General features: G+C 66.2%; 16 protein-coding genes. 10 read left to right on the forward strand and 6 right to left on the reverse strand.

The window, feature by feature from the left end; all coding sequences use genetic code 11:
- Positions 1-37: 37 nt before the first annotated feature.
- A complete protein-coding gene (locus tag DKK67_RS14405) occupies positions 38-1525 on the forward strand; it encodes a flavin-containing monooxygenase (protein WP_111497189.1) in 1488 nt (495 codons plus the stop codon).
- Between the two features lie 63 nt (positions 1526-1588).
- On the forward strand, positions 1589-2842 hold the full coding sequence (locus DKK67_RS14410; RefSeq protein WP_228160645.1) for a methyl-accepting chemotaxis protein: 1254 nt from the start codon (positions 1589-1591) through the stop codon (positions 2840-2842).
- 6 nt (positions 2843-2848) lie between these two features.
- Here DKK67_RS14410 and DKK67_RS14415 read toward each other — a convergent pair whose 3' ends face one another.
- Positions 2849-3277 (reverse strand): potassium channel family protein, encoded by a 429-nt coding sequence (locus tag DKK67_RS14415; protein WP_111497275.1) that lies wholly within the window; start codon positions 3275-3277, stop codon positions 2849-2851.
- 89 nt (positions 3278-3366) lie between these two features.
- Positions 3367-4335, reverse strand: coding sequence for an MBL fold metallo-hydrolase (locus DKK67_RS14420; protein ID WP_111497191.1), 969 nt, complete (start codon positions 4333-4335; stop codon positions 3367-3369).
- Between the two features lie 246 nt (positions 4336-4581).
- Between DKK67_RS14420 and DKK67_RS14425 the strand changes: the two genes are divergently transcribed.
- From DKK67_RS14425 to DKK67_RS14435, 3 genes are all read left to right on the forward strand, one after another.
- Positions 4582-5952, forward strand: coding sequence for a sodium:solute symporter family transporter (locus DKK67_RS14425; RefSeq protein ID WP_111497192.1), 1371 nt, complete (start codon positions 4582-4584; stop codon positions 5950-5952).
- 302 nt (positions 5953-6254) lie between these two features.
- Positions 6255-7940, forward strand: a complete 1686-nt coding sequence (locus DKK67_RS14430; RefSeq protein ID WP_111497193.1) for an extracellular catalytic domain type 1 short-chain-length polyhydroxyalkanoate depolymerase — start codon at positions 6255-6257, stop codon at positions 7938-7940.
- An 81-nt stretch (positions 7941-8021) separates the two neighbouring features.
- The gene (locus DKK67_RS14435; protein ID WP_111497276.1) at positions 8022-10148 is read left to right on the forward strand and encodes a 3-hydroxybutyrate oligomer hydrolase family protein; all 2127 of its coding nucleotides are present in this window, start codon (positions 8022-8024) and stop codon (positions 10146-10148) included.
- A gap of 12 nt (positions 10149-10160) precedes the next feature.
- Here the strand turns inward: DKK67_RS14435 and DKK67_RS14440 are convergent, their stop codons facing one another.
- On the reverse strand, positions 10161-10490 hold the full coding sequence (locus DKK67_RS14440) for a hypothetical protein (protein WP_111497194.1): 330 nt from the start codon (positions 10488-10490) through the stop codon (positions 10161-10163).
- The gene (locus tag DKK67_RS14445; protein WP_111497195.1) at positions 10484-11026 is read right to left on the reverse strand and encodes a shikimate kinase; all 543 of its coding nucleotides are present in this window, start codon (positions 11024-11026) and stop codon (positions 10484-10486) included. Before DKK67_RS14445 ends, DKK67_RS14440 begins: the two co-directional genes overlap by 7 nt.
- 400 nt (positions 11027-11426) lie before the next feature.
- On the opposite strand from DKK67_RS14445, the gene DKK67_RS14450 reads away from it, so the two are divergent.
- The 5 genes from DKK67_RS14450 to DKK67_RS14470 are packed head-to-tail and all read left to right on the forward strand — an operon-like array spanning position 11427 to position 14736.
- Positions 11427-12587, forward strand: a complete 1161-nt coding sequence (locus DKK67_RS14450) for an amine dehydrogenase large subunit (protein WP_162628846.1) — start codon at positions 11427-11429, stop codon at positions 12585-12587.
- Complete coding sequence (locus DKK67_RS14455; RefSeq protein ID WP_111497197.1) at positions 12584-13114, forward strand: MauE/DoxX family redox-associated membrane protein; 531 nt, start codon at positions 12584-12586, stop codon at positions 13112-13114. Before DKK67_RS14450 ends, DKK67_RS14455 begins: the two co-directional genes overlap by 4 nt.
- An 8-nt stretch (positions 13115-13122) precedes the next feature.
- Positions 13123-13728: a methylamine dehydrogenase accessory protein MauD gene (gene mauD / locus DKK67_RS14460; RefSeq protein WP_111497198.1), complete on the forward strand. Its 606-nt coding sequence runs from the start codon at positions 13123-13125 to the stop codon at positions 13726-13728.
- Positions 13729-13733: 5 nt separating this feature from the next.
- A complete protein-coding gene (locus DKK67_RS14465; protein ID WP_111497199.1) occupies positions 13734-14282 on the forward strand; it encodes a methylamine dehydrogenase light chain in 549 nt (182 codons plus the stop codon).
- Positions 14272-14736: a c-type cytochrome gene (locus DKK67_RS14470; protein ID WP_162628847.1), complete on the forward strand. Its 465-nt coding sequence runs from the start codon at positions 14272-14274 to the stop codon at positions 14734-14736. Before DKK67_RS14465 ends, DKK67_RS14470 begins: the two co-directional genes overlap by 11 nt.
- Positions 14737-14743: 7 nt before the next feature.
- On the opposite strand, the gene DKK67_RS14475 is transcribed toward DKK67_RS14470, so the two are convergent.
- Both DKK67_RS14475 and DKK67_RS14480 read right to left on the reverse strand, forming a co-directional pair.
- The gene (locus tag DKK67_RS14475; RefSeq protein WP_111497201.1) at positions 14744-15724 is read right to left on the reverse strand and encodes a hypothetical protein; all 981 of its coding nucleotides are present in this window, start codon (positions 15722-15724) and stop codon (positions 14744-14746) included.
- Between the two features lie 2 nt (positions 15725-15726).
- Complete coding sequence (locus DKK67_RS14480; protein ID WP_111497202.1) at positions 15727-16557, reverse strand: YbaY family lipoprotein; 831 nt, start codon at positions 16555-16557, stop codon at positions 15727-15729.
- Positions 16558-16626 lie beyond the last annotated feature (69 nt).

The following is a 16626-nucleotide window of genomic DNA, read 5'->3' on the forward strand; positions in this document are numbered from 1 at the left end:
ACAAGCCGGGAACCGATGCCCAAGCGAGGTTTATAGCATGGCCAGCACGCATTTTGATGTCATCATCGTCGGCGCCGGACTGTCCGGCATTGGCGCGGCCCACCACCTGCAGCAGGGCTGCCCGGACAAGTCCTACACCATCCTGGAAGGCCGCGACGCCATCGGCGGCACCTGGGACCTGTTCCGCTACCCCGGCATCCGCTCCGACTCGGACATGTACACCCTCGGCTACAGCTTTCGCCCCTGGCGCGACGGCAAGGCCATCGCCGACGGGCCGTCGATCCTCGACTACGTCCGCAACACCGCCGCCGAAGGCGGCATCGACCGGCACATCCGCTTCCAGCATTGGGTAACCCGCTACGACTGGTCCAGCGCAGACGCCACCTGGACGGTCACGGCGAAGAACGGCAAGACCGGGAAGACCGAGCGGCTGACCGCCAGCTTCGTGCTCAACTGCTCCGGCTATTACCGCTACGACGCCGGCTACATGCCCGACTTTCCCGGCATCGACCGCTTCGCTGGCCAGGTGATCCATCCCCAGCACTGGCCCGAGAACCTGGACTACGCCGGCAAACGCGTGGTGGTGATCGGCAGCGGCGCCACTGCCGTCACCCTGGTGCCCGCCATGGCCGGGACCGCCGCGGATGTGACCATGCTGCAGCGTTCCCCCACCTACATCGTCTCCCTGCCGGACGTGGACGCCATCGCCCAGTGGCTCAAGCGCCTGCTGCCGGCGAAGGCGGCCTACCAGTTGACCCGCTGGAAGAACGTCTCGCTGCAGACCCTGTTCTACCAGGCGTGCCGGCGTTATCCGAAACTGATGCGCCGTATTCTGCGCCAGCACCTGAAAACCCAGCTGGGCCGGGATTTCGACGTCGATACCCATTTCAATCCCAGCTACAACCCCTGGGACCAGCGCCTGTGCCTGGTGCCTAACGGCGACCTGTTCCGGGCGCTGCGCCGGGGCGATGCCCACGTGGTCACCGATCACATCGAGACGTTCACCGAGACCGGCGTCCGCCTGCAATCGGGACAGACCCTGGAGGCGGACATCGTGGTGTCCGCCACGGGCCTCAACCTGGTAGCGCTGGGCGGCGCCGAGCTGTCCGTGGACGGCCGCACGCTGACGCCCAACGAAACCATGGGCTTCAAGGGCATGATGCTGAGCAACGTACCCAACCTGGCCATGGTGGTGGGCTACACCAACGCCTCCTGGACCCTGAAGGCCGACCTGACCGCCGAATACGTCTGCCGGCTGCTGCAGCACATGGACCGGCACGGCTACGACGCCTGCACGCCGGTAGTGGACAGCGACGTCGCCGAGGAACCCTTCCTCGACCTTGACGCCGGCTACGTCCGGCGCGCCCTGGAACAGCTGCCCAAGCAGGGCGATCGCAAACCCTGGCGGCTCTACCAGAACTACCTGCTGGATCTGCTGCACCTGCGCTTCGGCAAGGTCAACGATCCGGCCCTGCATTTCGACCGGGTCGACGCCGGCGAGCGGGTATCGGCACAGCAGGCCTGAACGGCATTGTCTTGATCTGGCGCAACACAGAGTTGCCGTAGGGTGCTATGTTTGGGAGTTCTCATGCTGTCATTGGAGAACTTTCGCCCTATGCCCGGCCTGCTGAAAAACGCGCGTCTCAAGTACAAGTTCTGGTTGCTCAACATCGTCGTGTTCGCGGTGATGATGCTGCTGGTGGTTTTCGCCCTGGATCGCATCGCCGACGCCAGCGGCCAGACCCTGTCCCAGGCCATCGGCAAACACGCCGCCGCCTTTGCCGGCGTCGTGGCGGTGCTGATGCTGGTGGAAATGGCCTGCTCACAGCTGTTGATCAGCTTCATCGAGCGCCACGTGCACCGGCTCAAGGACACCATGGTCGAGGTCCAGTCCAGCGGCAACCTGAGCCTGCGCGCCAACGTCGATTCCAGTGACGAGATCGGCGCCATGAGCGACGCTTTCAACGCCATGCAGAGCCGCACCGGTCAGGTGGTGCAGAGCATGAAGGCCGCCATCAGCCGACTGGAGCAGGAAGTCCAGGCGCTGACCGAGGCGGCCGAGCGCAGCCGCGACGAACTCCAGCGCCAGCAAGCCGGCACCGATCGCTCCGCGGACGCCATCGAGGCCATGCTCAACGGCTTCCAGGGCATCGCGCAGCAGGCGGATGCCGCCAAGGAACTGTCCCACGAAGCCCGGGCCGCCGCACTCAACGGTAGCGAGCGGGTGTCCCGGACGTCCCGCTCGATCCAGCAACTGGCCGAGAAGATCCAGACCTCCGCCGGCAGCGTCGAGGCCCTGGCGGAGAACAGCCGCGAGATCGGCAGCGCCGTCACCGAGATCCAGGGCATCGCCGAACAGACCAACCTGCTGGCGCTCAACGCCGCCATTGAGGCCGCCCGCGCCGGCGACCAGGGCCGCGGCTTTGCGGTGGTGGCCGACGAGGTACGCCAGTTGGCGCAACGGGTGCAGGACTCCACCGAACAGATCCAGGGCACCATCGACCGGTTACTGGGCACCATGGGCGACGCCGTCCAGCAGATGAACACCAGTTCGGTGGACGCCAGCCGCTGCGTGGACGAGGCCGACGCCGGCGCCGCGGCGCTGCAGGAAATCAGCGCCATGGTGCTGCGCATCGATGACAGCAATCAGGAGATCGCCGACGTCTCCGCCCAACAGACCGCCGGTACCGACGCGGTACAGACGGACATGCAGAGCATCCGTGAAACCACCCAGGCCATGGTCAGCCAACTGGTGGACAGCGCCAACATGAGCCAGCGCCTGCGCGCGTTGATCCGGGAACTGGAAGGTGCCGCGGCCCAGGTGTCGGTGGAGAACGCCTGAGCGGCGTCAGCGGCCCAGCTTCCAGGTGCGCTGCATCTCCAGGAACAGGAAGGACGCGCTCCAGGTGATCATCACCAGCCCGGTCAGGGCCTCGATGCCGGAAACGTAGCGGATGGGGCCGAACGGCTCGATGTCGCCGTAGCCGACGGTGGTGTAGGTGGTCATGGAAAAGTAGACGCAGTCCAGCAGCTCGCCGTTGAAATTGCCCACCAGGCTGCCCCAGTCCGGGCGCTCGTTCATCCAGTAATAGACCAGCCCGAACAGCCAGATCTCCGCCAGGTGCGCCAACAGCGCACCGCCGACGCCCACGACGATGCGGAAATGGTGGGGCAGGCCCAAATGGGGAATAAAGCGGCTCAACAGGTACAGGCTCTGGAAGTGCACCAGCACCACCAGCGCCGTCACGCCGATATTGAGCGCACTGACGACCAGCAGGGAAACCTGATCGATTGCAACAGCATCGGACATCGCGGGCATCCTGTTAACGACTCAGGGAGCAGCATACCCGCGTCCGGCCGTCCTCGCTAACAGCCTTCCGCACAGCGTCCGCCGGCATCGAACGCCATGGTCCGGCCACTGAGCGGCACGTGCGCCGGCACATCCACCGCCTCGATGAACGCCGCCGTGCGGGTCCCCGTCTGAACCTTGCCGTCCTTCGTCGCCGGTTCGTTGGCGTGGGAGGGAATCACGCTGGCCGGCTCCACCAGCTCGTTGACCACGTAGGCCGCCTCGGTGGGGCCGGTGGTGTAGGTGTCGCCGATGTTGATCACCGCCAGCTTGGCACCGTAGTAGTCCTGGACAACCGCTTCCTGATCGGCGGTGATGCCGGTGTCCCCGGACAGGTAGACCACCAGGCCGTTGCTGAAGGTGAGCACATAGCCGGTGGGCGGGCCCACGTAGGCGGTCAGCCCGGCGGCCTGGTAGATCTTGCCCATCTCACCGTCGATGAACTTCGGCGACAGGCCGTTGCTGTGCACCGCCGGCACGGTGGTGATGCCGACGCCGCCTTCATCCACGTGGGCGCCGAAGCGGACCAGCACCGAGTTGTCCGGGTTGCCGCCAGCGGCCTGCAGGCGCCCGGCGAAGAAGCTCGCCATCTCGCTGCCGGTGACGATGCGCGCGTCCTTGGCCACGGCGATCTTCACGCTGTTGGACAGGGGTGCGTCGTCCTCCGAGGCCGCCGGGCTACCGCAACTGCCGGCATTGGGCTCGGGGATGTGACGGTCGCCCAGGTGATCGCCGTGAACGTGGCTGACCAGCACCACGTCGATATCACCCAGGCGCGGGTCGTCGGCCCCGGCCACGGTGCGGCCGGCGTCGTAGAGAATGCGGGTGCCGTTGGGGTCCTCGAACACCAGGGCCCGGTCGAGCACGCAGAACTCGCCGTCCTGGCCGCCCAGTGGGGTCACCCGGACGGTGTCGGCCGCGTGGGCGAGGGGATTGGCCAGAACCAGCAGCGCCAGGGCCGCGAGTCCGGATCGGATAAGGGGCATGCGGAGTCTCCTTCTGGTCGGTGTCCATGCGTCGTCGAAAAGAGGCTACGTCGTTCAAAGTAAAGCCGATTAAACGCCAATCGCCTGAACTTTCGAACTGTGTCAGTATGGACCATTACTTACCGACTACACACATTTTGTCGCCAGGGGAGTCCGCCGCGACGCGGTGGGACTGAGAACACGACGGGCCTTCCCGTCCCAAACCCTGGAACCTGATCCGGTTCGTACCGGCGGAGGAAGCGCGACGTGATTCTGACCTCGGTGGCCATAGCGGCCGCACTGCTTGTATTCACCTGGCTGGGCCTGCGCGCCCGGGCGACGGACGGCGGACTGGACGACTACGTCACCGCCCGCAATTCCCAGGGCTCCCGCGCCCTGGGGCTGTCCTTCCTGGCTTCCGGCATGGGCGGCTGGATCCTGTTCGCACCGCCCGAAGTGGGCGCCCTGGTGGGGCCGGTGGCCCTGGCCGGTTACGCCATCGGCGCGGCGCTGCCGTTCCTGGTGTTCGCCGTCTGCGGCCCGGCCATCCGCCGTCACCTGCCGGAAGGCCGCAGCATCGGCGAGTTTGCCGACGCCTGTTACGGACCCCGCATGCGCCGCTGGGTGGCGCTGATATCGGTGCTTTACATGCTGTGCTTCCTGACCGCCGAGCTGACCGCGGTGGGCGCCATCACCGCGCTGCTGACCGATCTCGACGGCAATATCGCGGTGCTGGGTGTCGCCCTGGCAACCCTGACCTACACCGCCTGGGGCGGGCTGCGCGCCAGCCTTGCCACCGACCGCTGGCAGGCGCTGCTGCTGATCGCCCTGATCGCACTGGTCGCAGCGGTGGCCCTGCCGCAACTGCCGGATCGCCCCGCGACCGCCATGGCCTCGGCACCGATGGGTGATGCCCTCGCCGTGGCCCTGACCCTGGTGATCGCGGTCACCGCCGCCAACCTGTTCCACCAAGGCTACTGGCAACGCCTGTGGGCCGCCAGCAGCGACCGGGCACTGGGCCGGGGCGCGGTGCTCGGTGGCATAACCACGGTGCTGGTCGTCGCCCTGGTGGGCGGTCTGGGCATTGCCGCGGCCGCCAGCGGCGCCGACCTGGGTAACCCGCCCATTCCCTTCTTCGCGATGCTCGGCCAGGCGCCGGGCTGGCTAAGCCTGGCGGCGCTGGTGCTGGCGCTGACCCTGGTCGCCTCGTCGGTGGACACCCTGCAGAACGGGCTGGCGTCGCTGGCGGTGACCGAAAAACGCGGCCTGTCGCTGAGCGGTGCGCGCTGGCTGACGGTGGGCCTGATGGTGCCGGTGGTGATCGTGGCGCTGCAGGGCTACTCAGTGCTGCGCCTGTTCCTGATCGCCGACCTGCTGTGCGCCACCGTGGTGGTGCCCGTGCTGCTGGGCCTGTGGTCGCGCATGACCATCGAGGCGGCGGTGTGGGGCGCCGTGGCCGGCCTCATCGGCGCCATCCTGCCGGGCTGGATCGACACCGGCAGCGCGATGCGGGGCCTGCACGCGGCCAGCTTCCCCGGCGGCGTACCGACCCTGGCGCCGTTCCTCGGGGCACTGCTTGCGTCCGCCGGGATCAGCGTTGCGGTGAGCCTTTTGCGCCCGCGCACCACGACCGCCTGACGGCCTGATCATCGGCCGGCCTCTCACGTCAGGCCGGCCGATCTGTCCAATCCCGCGGACACTGTCCATCGCCGCGGACACCGCCTCCGTCCCGTCCGCTGGGGCTTTGCCGCCCGACGCAGCCCCACACCTGTCCGGGAATCCGGATACTCCCCTCGGCCCCTGCCAGGCGCAGATTACCAACCTGCTGTTTTAAAAGCTTTTCCTGGATTGGCATGGCAACCGCATAACACCCGGTTGCCGGGCTCAGTGGCCCGTCTGAATCCCCTTCATCACAACAACAAGACAGCAAGGAGCGCACCATGCCTACCCGATTGCTCATGGCGGTCGTCATGATCGTGCTGTTGCCGGCGCTCGCCAGTGCCGGCAGCGTCACCTCCAACACCCTTCCCGCCGGCAGCTACGCCGCCTCCCGGGACCGCCAGTACCAGGTCTATGTACCCGACACGCTGATCACCCCGGCGCCCATGGTCATGGCCCTGCACGGTTGCAGCCAGACCCAGTCCAACGCCCTCAACGAGTGGGGGCTGCAGTCGGCCGCCGACCGCTACGGGTTTATCCTGGTCACACCGTTCATCACCAGCTACGACGGCCTGCGCAACCAGAACTGCTGGGGCTTCTGGTTCGACCAGCACCAGCACGAAGGCTCCGGCGAGCCCCAGGATCTGCTGCGCATCGGTCAGGCGGTGGAGGCGACCTACAGCATCGACCCCAACCGCCGCTACATCACCGGCCTGTCGTCGGGCGGTGCCATGGCAGTGGTCGCCGCCGTCACCCACAACGAATACTGGGCCGCCGCGGCTCCGGCCTCGGGGCTGCCCTACGGTGAGGACGCCGCCTCGGTCTCCCTGTCCGGGCAGTGTCCCGGCTACGCCACCTTCCACAGCGTCAGTCAGTTGGTCAGCGACATGAACGCGGAACGGAACGACACCTACCCGATTCCGCTGATGGTCCTGCAGAACAACAACGACTGCACGGTCATCCAGCCGGCGGGACGCAACATCCGCGATGCCCACCTGCAGGTGTTCGGCGACGCCAGCCACAACACACCCGCCACCGCCCAACAGAGCCAGGCCACCTGCGCGCCGTTCCACCAGGACGACTACGACTGCCTGCACACCCGCTACGGCAACGGCGACGGCCGCTCGGTGGTGGAGACGGTGTTCTTCGACGGGCCCACGGCGACAGCCAATACCACGGACACTGACCACGGCCATTACTGGGTCGGCGGCGAAGATGGCAGCGAAGGGGCCTGGGCGGTGCGCGCCGGCCCCAGCTACCCGGACATCATCTGGGACTTCTTTGCCCGCCACAGCCGGGACGGTTCAGGCGGAAGCAATGGCGATCCCTCACTGACCCTGAACGGCGACAACCCCATGACCGTGGATCTGGACAGCACGTTTACCGATCCCGGCGCCACCGCCACGGATCCGGAGGACGGCAGCCTCAGCGTCAACGCCGACTGCAGCGCCGTCGATACCAGCACCGAGGGCGACTACACCTGCACCTACTCTGCCACCGACAACGACGGCAACAGCGTCACCCGCAGCCGCACCGTGTCGGTCATCGATCCCAGCGCACCGGACGTCACCTGCGATACCGCCAACGCTTCACCCAGCGGCCATATCACGGCCGGACGAGCCACCGCCGGCGGCACCTCGGACCTGCGCGCCTTCTCGCTGACCGACCAACAGGACATCGGGGCGTCTTTCGACACCTGGTCGAGCGTCACGCTGTTCCAGGGTGAGCCGGACACCTGGTACGCCGCGCAGCCGGAAGCCTGTCGAACAGGTGGCGGCGATACCAGCGGCGGCGACTGCCAGGACTGGTACGCCACCAACCTGCAGCACGACTCTGCCGGCCGGGCCTACTATCAGATGGGCTATTTCACCATCGGCGGCGACGACGCGCTGGGCGCCGTGTCGGGCACCTACGCCTGGGTCCACAGCACGGCGGCCGGAGTTTTCCAGGCGGGCCAGTGCCCGTGACAGCGTTCTCTCACCCGGCCTGGTGCCGGGTGGGAAGGCCTCATCCCTGACAACAATCGATAAAAACCAGAGGACATGATCATGCAACGTCTGACGCACCTGGCCCTGCTGGGCACCTGCACGCTGGTGCTGGCTGCCTGCAAAACCGACGACCTGCCAATCGCGGGCATCAACCAGAAGCCCGATTTCCTGACCAGCGACATCGTTCAGCAACGCTACGACAACGCCGACAACGACCTGCTGACCGGCGGCCTGGGAGCCAGCGGCCTGGCCAGCGCGACCGCACCGGCACCGGCCGATCCCCTCACCCCCACCGCCGCCGAACTGCGCACCCTGGCCATCTACAACAACTACCGGGCGCTGGTGGACACCACGGCCGGCGGCGGTTACGGCACCCTGTACGGGCCACAGGTGGATGCCGAAGACAGCGAAGGCCGGATCCCGGGCGATGAATACCTGGCCCTGATCACGCTCGATGACCGCGACGTGCCAGCCACGGTCATGCTGCAGATTCCCGACCGCTTCGATCCGGACAACGCCTGCATGGTCACCGCCCCATCGTCCGGCTCGCGCGGCATCTACGGCGCCATCGGCACCGCCGGGGAATGGGGGCTGAAGAAAGGCTGTGCGGTGATCTACACTGACAAGGGCACCGGGACCGGCGCCTTCAACCTGATGACGGGTGCCGGCCAGACACTTCTGGGCCAGACGACAACCGATGCCACGGCCCAACGTCAGTTTCAGCCGGATCTGTCGGCGTCGGACCGGGCCGCGTTCAACGCCGACTGGCCGGATCGCTTCGCGCTCAAGCACGCCCATTCGCAAACCAATCCGGAGGCCAACTGGGGGCAGTACGTGCTCAAATCGATCGAGTTCGGGTTTTACGTGCTGAACGAGGTTTATGGGGACGAGTTGCCCAACGGCAAGATCCGGGTGACCGTGAAACCGGCCAATACCCTGGTGATTGCATCGTCGGTGTCGAACGGTGGCGGCGCCTCGGTACGGGCGGCGGAGGAAGATCGCCGCGGCCTGATCGATGGGGTCGCCGTCTCCGAACCCAACGTAAACCCGACCGTGGAGAACGGCTTCAGCATCCGCCAGGGCAACGCGGCGCCTGTCAGCGACCACAGCCGCAGCCTGCTGGATTACACCACCGCCCTGGCGGTCTATCAGGGTTGCGCCAACCTCGCCCCGGACGTCCGGGACAACGCGCCATTCAACGCCGTGCTCAATGACGCCGCAGTGGATGACAACATCTGCAGTGCCCTGGCCGCCAAGGGTCTGGTCAGCGGGGCGGACACCGATACCCGGGCCATGGACGCGCAACGCATCCTGAATGAGACCTACGGCGTCCAGCCGGAGCAGAATCTGGTCGCCCCCAGCCACTTCGGCGCCGCCGTGGCCCAGAGCATCAGCATGACCTACGCCAACGCCTACGGGCGCTTTGGGGTTGAGGATCGTCTGTGCGGCCTGGGCTATGCCGCCACCAACGCCAGCACCGGCGCGGTCGAGCCGCTTGCAGACACCACTGAGGCGACCCTGTTCGCCACCAGCAACGGGGTTCCACCCTCGGCGGGCATTCACCAGGTGTTCGACGACGCCAGCGGAGGCCCCACCAACCTGGCACTCAGCACATCCCCCTCAAGCGGATTGCCGGACTACGGCCTCGACGCCCTGCTGTGCCTGCGCAGCCTGGCGCTGGGCCGCGATGCGGTTACCGGGGCACCGCTGCTGGGCGACCAGGCGGCCCAGGCCGAGCGCATCGCCGACGGCATTCGGGCGATCCGTGCCAGCGGCAACCTGCGGGGCACACCAGCGGTATTCGTCACCGGACGTTTCGACGCCATCCTGCCGATCAACCACACGTCGCGACCGTATTTCGGGCTTAATCGAACGGTCGAGGGGGCTCGCAGCCAACTGCATTACTACGAAGTGCTCAACGCCCATCACCTGGACGCGTTCAACGCCTTCCCGGGCTTTGACGAGCGCTACGTGCCGCTGCACCGCTATTACGTGGAAGCGCTGGACCGGATGTACGCCCACCTGAGCACCGACGAGGCCCTGCCGCCGAGTCAGGTGGTGCGGACGACTCCGCGGGGCGCGGGTGCTCCAGCCATTACCCACGCCAACGTGCCGCCGATTGCCGACACGCCGGAAGAAGCCGACCGGATCGTGTTTGAGGCCGGCGAAGTGGTTGTTCCTGACTAGTATCCGGCGAGGCTATTCCAGATCAATGCGCCGGATCGCCTGGCGCAGGAAATCCGCCTCGGCCTGGAAGGCGGCCCTGCGCTCAGGGTCGCGGGTCGCATCAAGCTGGCTTTCCACGCCGGCCAGTTCCTGCACCAGCCAGCCGCGGATCATGATGTAGTAGCGGGTGTCCGTGCCGTAACGGGCGATGGTCTCCAGCGCTTCCGGGTCACCGGGCCGGTCCATCGCCGCATCCACCGCCAGCACCATCTCGCCGATCCGCTGCGACTCGCTGGGCGGCGTTGACTGGCACGCCGTCAGCAATAAGGCGATGACCAGCACCGCCGACAGACGCTTCACCATCCCGAGGACTCCACGCCCGAATCCATGGCCAGTGCCGGCACGCGGCGGATGATCGCATCGCAGACGGCATCCTGGTCGAGACCGTCGCAGTTGACGGTGATATCGGCGTAATGGCTGTAAAGGGCGTAACGCTCCTCGAACAGCTCGTCCAGAGTCTGGTCCGGGCGCTTGGAGATGCCACGCAGGCTGTAGTCGCCGATCCGCGCCTGCACCGTCTCCAGGGAGACGTCGAGGAACACCACCCGGCCCGACGTTTTCAGATGCTCCATGGCGCGCTGGCTGTAGACCGCACTGCCGCCGGTGGAGATCACCGCCCCGGATTCATGGACGCCGGCCAGCACCCGCTCTTCGATACGGCGCAGGGCGGCGTAACCCTCGGTGTCGACAATGTCCTGCAGGGTGCGCCCCTCGGCGGACTGAATCAGCAGATCAGTATCGACGAAGCTCAACGCGGCCCGCTTGGCCAGCAGCACGCCGACGGTACTCTTCCCTGAGCCCGGCATGCCAATCAGGATTACATTGGTTCTCTCGGTCATTCCCTGGTCACCTTCTGAACGGTACTGGAAAAAATGGGGTGATCAGCAGAGCATACAACGCCCGCCAGAGCACATCATAGACGCCAACGCCTCCCACTTCGGGACCCATGGGCAAGATCCGATGGTCTATTGGCGGCCTACCCGTCAGGGCCGACACCAGGGCAGCGCCCGTTTTGGGGCATTCGGTCCCGGAAAGGGTGCGCTTTATCAGACACTTACAAAATACGCCTCCCCATTGGCGACACAAAACGCCAAATCCTGACCAACGACTCCCAATATTTCAGCAAGTTACGGACTCACTTCATAGCTTCCTATGCTTTGGCATGCCGCTTGCCACTCTCCTCGTGACCATCGGGCCGGGCCTCGTCCCGGAAATGAGCAACGACAAAGAGCCGCGAACATGAAGAATAGACGTCCTTTATCGCGATTTCTCGGCGTGACCACTGCCCTGATCACCCTGGGTGGTGCCTCCGGCCTCCAGGCCGCCGAGCCCTTCAAACCGGAAGTGATGAGTGTGGAACCGGCCATCAGCGATGGCCCCAATGTGTTCGTCAATCAGGCGAGCTGGGACGGCGCCAGCCGGGTCCACGTTTACGGCCAGGACGGCCTGACCTACAAGGGACTGGTGTCCATGGGTCTGACGTCGCAGCTGCTCCTGTCCGATGACGGTGCCACCGTCTACACCATTTCCGACTACATGAAACGCTACACCTACGGCCCCATCGAGAGCGTGGTGCAGGCGTTCGACGTCAAGACGCTCTCGCCCAAGGGTGAAGCAATCGTTCCCAACAGCGCGGCCCAGGCCATCGGCATGACGCAGCTGCTGGAAGACAGCGCCGACGGCGAACTGGTCTACGTGCAGAACGCCACGCCCGCCACCTCCGTCACGGTGGTGGATACCGAATCCATGAGCGTCGTCGCCGAGGTGCCCACCCCCGGCTGCTACGGCATCATCCCCGCCGCCAGTGGCCACCGGTTCTCCAGCCTGTGCGGCACCGGCCAGTTCAACACTTACACCCTGGACGGCAAGGACTACACGGTCGCCACCTCCGATACGCTGTTCAGCGTTGATGACGATCCGCTTTACCTGCACGCCGAGCGCCGCGCCGACGACGAGCTGATCTTCACCTCGTTCAACGGCAACCTCTACCTGATGGACGACAGCGGTGAGACGGTCACCCTCAAGAAAACCCTGCCGGTCACCGAGGGCGTGGACGGCGACTGGGCCCCCGGCGGCTACGCCATTACCGCCTACAACAAGCCCAACGACATGCTGTTCATGATCGTGCATTCCGACGCCTACGACGGCAGCCACAAGGACGCCTCGGAGGAAGTCTGGGCCTACAGCATGGCGGACGAGAAGCTGGTCAGCCGCTCCGAGGCCCCTTACATGACCGCCATCGACGTCACCCAGGACGACTCACCACGGTTGTTCGGCACCAATGAGGAAGACGAAAGCGTCGACGAGTACGTGTTGGCCGACGACGGCGACTTCCAGTTGGTCAAAGCCGCCTCGGACGACAAGGTGGGCTGGGCCACATCCCTGCAGGTGGCCCCATGAGCGGCGTCGCCGGTCTGTTCAGCCTGACTTTCCTGGTGTTCACGCTGTTGCTGTTCCTGCGCGCGTTCACCCACAAGCTGTTCGACTTCGATGAATTCCAGGGCTTCCTGGCGGATTACGAGCTGCTGCCCGAGTCGCTGGTGCGCCCGGCGGGTATGGCACTGGTGGCGCTCGAGGGTGTCACGGTGCTGGCGCTGGTCTTCGCCGCCAGCCGCCCGATCGGCCTGTTCCTGGCCATCGCCCTGCTGGCGCTCTACGCCACCGCCATCGGCATCAACCTGCGGCGCGGCAACCGGCGCATCGAATGCGGCTGCGGCGGGGCCCCGCAATGGCTGAGCCGTTCGCTGCTGGTACGCAACGGCGTGCTGGGCCTGCTGGCGCTGGTGCCCCTGACGGCGCCGCCGCCCGAGACCAGCACGCCCGGCGTGATCGCCGCCATCGCCGCCGGCCTGTGCCTGTGGGTGCTCTACACCCTGTTCGAACAGGCCAACGCCAATCTGGTGGCGATGAAAGCCCGACAACACTGAGGATTCCCATGACAACCATCTACTTCATCCTGGCTTTCCTGTTCCTCGCCGTGATCGGCCTGGGCGTGGCCTTCTTCGTGCTCGCCCGCCAGATCGGCATTCTCTACGAACGCATCGCGCCCATGGGCGCGCTGGTCAACGAGTCCGGTCCCAAGGTGGGGGAGCAATCGCCCCGCTTCGCCCTGGCCAACCTCACCGGCGAGCCGGTCCACGTCGGCACGCCCACCGACCGCGCCACCCTGGTGTTCTTCCTGTCACCCACCTGCCCGGTGTGCAAGAAGCTGCTGCCCATCCTCCGTTCGGTGCGTGACAGCGAGGGCGACTGGATGCGCATCGTGCTCGCCAGCGACGGCGACGAGGCCAAACACCAGCGCTTCATCAACCAGGCCAAGCTGCACGATTTCCCCTACGTGGTCTCCACCGAACTGGGGCTGGGCTACCGGGTGGCGCGACTGCCCTACGCGGTGCTGATCGACCGCAGCGGCCGCATCCGCGGCAAGGGGCTGGTCAACAGCCGCGAACAGCTGGAAAGCCTGTTCAATGCCCACGACATGGGCATCGGCTCCATCCAGGGTTACCTGGACGCTTCCCAATCCTCATCAGCACAAGGATAACGAGCATGAACAGACTGATTGATGCACTGATGTCACGCATGGACGCGGGTTCGGAGAGAATCGCCCGCCGGGTGGCCCACCGCAGCGGCCGACGCAGCTTTCTGGGCAAGATGGGCATGGCCGTGGCCGGCAGCGCCATGCTGCCGATCCTGCCGTTCGACAAGAACTTCGGCGTGGCCCACGCCGAAGAAGCCGGGAGCGGGGACCACAACGCCCCCACCAACTGCGAGTACTGGCGCTACTGCGCCCTGGACGGCAACCTCTGTAACGACTGTGGCGGCACGATTACCAGCTGCCCACCGGGAGCCGAGGCGTCCAAAGTGTCCTGGGTCGGCACCTGCAGCAACCCCAACGACGGCAAGGACTACCTGGTGTCGTACAACGACTGCTGCGGCAAGGCCGCCTGCACCGGTAACGAGTGTCTGACCAGCGAGCGCGAGCGGCCGGGCTACCGCATGGGCCTGCACAACGACATCAACTGGTGCATGGCCAACAGCTCCCAGGGCTACCACTGCACGGTGGCGGTCGTGGTGGGTATGGCCGGTGGCGCCTAGGCCCGCCCTCCTGGCCCTGCTGATGGCTCTGGCCTCTCCGGCGCTCGCCGGGGAGGCCGGCACAGGCGGCGCCTGGACGCCCAAACAGAACTACACCCTGCGTTGCATCGGCTGCCACGGGCCGCACGGCGCCGGCAGCGAGCGGGGCCGGATTCCGGATTTCCGGGATTCGGTGGCGTCGTTCAGCTATCTGCCGCGCGGCCGGGAATACCTGTTGCACGTGCCGGGTGTGGTGGGCTCCAGCCTGAACGACCAGCAGATTGCCGACGTGCTCAATTACGTGATGAAGGAGTGGGGCGGGGAGTCGCTGGGGCAGGATTTCACACCGTTTACCGATGCCGAAGTCCATTACCTGCGGCAGACGGACGTGCAGGACGTGGTGCAATTGCGCCGCGAAGTCGCCCGCCAGCTCAAGGCGGAAGGGCGGCCCGTCGCCGACTATCCCTGGCCCTGAACCACGATCAACCGGTCGCCGTCGTGACACTGCGGGGGATCAGTAACCCGGCGGCCGGATCCCATTCCCAGAAGCGCTCCGGGCGCAGCTCGACGCCACCGATCCAGCGCCCATCGACGAGCAGCGGATAAGCCGAGGCGCGGCCCGCCATGACCGCCCGACCGTGATCGGTGAGTTCGTAGGTCTGGCGCGGATCGATCACCGGCGGCTGCGGCCCCCCGGTGGCCAGCAAAGCGGCGTCACCCTGTGCCAGGGTGTCCAGCAGCCAGTGAAACCCCAGGTCCCCGAGGAAACGGCGATCCTCGGTTTTCTGGTATTCGGCAAACAGTGGGCTGAAACGGTTCTCGCCCTGGGCGATCAGGCTGAGGGCATGGTAGGCGGTGCGCGACAGCCCGGTACCGGGCTGGGGGTATTCCTCCAGCACCCGCCGTACCGTGCCGTCGAGATACGGCAGGGCGGTGGTGTCTTCATCCAGCAGATGCACCCAGGCCTCGGGGTCAGGCTCACGGAACGCCCGCCAGGCGCGTTGGGCCAACTGGATCTGTGCCCGGCTGACCGGCGCTTCCAACGCCTCGAAACGCGGCCGCATCCCGTCCCGGCCCTCGCCCAGGTATTCGTCCGCGCACAACAGCGTCAGCGCGGTGTTCGCCGGCAGCCGCTCAGCGAGGGCGTCGAGCACCTGCAGCAACTGAAGCTGGTCGTACAGGTCATGCTCGAACCAGAGCCGCACGGCGTCGAATCGTCCACACCCCGCCAACAGGGCATCACGCTCGGCGAAATCCGCCTGCACCTGCTCAGGCGTTGACCAATGCCGCTCCGCGATGAACCGGGCGCGGCAGGCGGACAGTTCGGTCAGACTGAGGCCGGCCGGGACCGGCCCTTCGTGCAGGATGTCGCGCCAGGGCAGCCATTCACCGGTGACCCCGGCGTCCTGCAACGTCTCCAGGGCCCGATCGCCGTTGGTGATGTTGAGGACGGCGGCGGTCATGATCAGAGCTGATCGCCGGAGACAAACTTCAGCAGCACGGCGCCACTGGCATCGAACAGCGTCAATCGTGCGCCCTGTTGCTCGTAACGGGCCGTCTTCTGCAGTGCGTTCTGGAATGCCTGCTCGCGCTCCATGCCCTCGAAGCAGGCCATCATGGTGGAGGCCAGCGGGCCTAACTGGAGCTGGTCACCGGTCAGGGTGTAACCGCCGGAGAACTGGTTGCAGCCGGAGAAGCCGGAAACGCGGTCGTCTTCGCCATCCAGGACGATGTTGAGCTTGCGCTTGTCGCTCTCCCGGTCGATGGCGTCATCGCCGATGTGGGTCAGTTCCCAGAAGGTGCCCACCAGGCCGTGGGCGGGCGTGTCGGCACGCGCCTCGTCGGCGATGGTTCCGCCGGTGCGGGACACCACGATGTCGACCGGTTCGGTCTGGGCCACGGGATCCACCGGGTTGGCCTGGGTGGAGATGAATATCAGCCGGTCCTCAACCGTCACCTTGGCGCGCAGGCTGTAGCGACGGTTGGGCAGCAGGTCGTCCGGATCGTAGGCCAGCTGGAAATTCCAGGGCGGGGCACTGTCGGCCTTGAAGCGGGTTTCGGCGATCACGTGCGCCGGCGCGTCGGCCAGGGACACGTCTTCCAGGGTGACGGTCACATCGGCACCGGGTGGCAGCATCATGCGCTCCCGGTACGTGACCGTGCCGTCGATTAATTTCATGTCGGAGGTCCCCTGCAACCAGGCGCAGCCGCTGGCCAGCACCAAGGCTCCCAGTACCAGGCTGATGCCCGTCCACTGGCTCATCCGTTTGAACATACGCTTAGCGCCGCGATTCATCCTGTTGTCTCCTGCTGGTCCATTTATTCACGGATCGATGACCGCCCCGTGACAGCAGCGGCCAACCTG

It is taken from the genome of Marinobacter bohaiensis, from assembly GCF_003258515.1.
Classification (GTDB): Bacteria; Pseudomonadota; Gammaproteobacteria; order Pseudomonadales; family Oleiphilaceae; genus Marinobacter_A; species Marinobacter_A bohaiensis.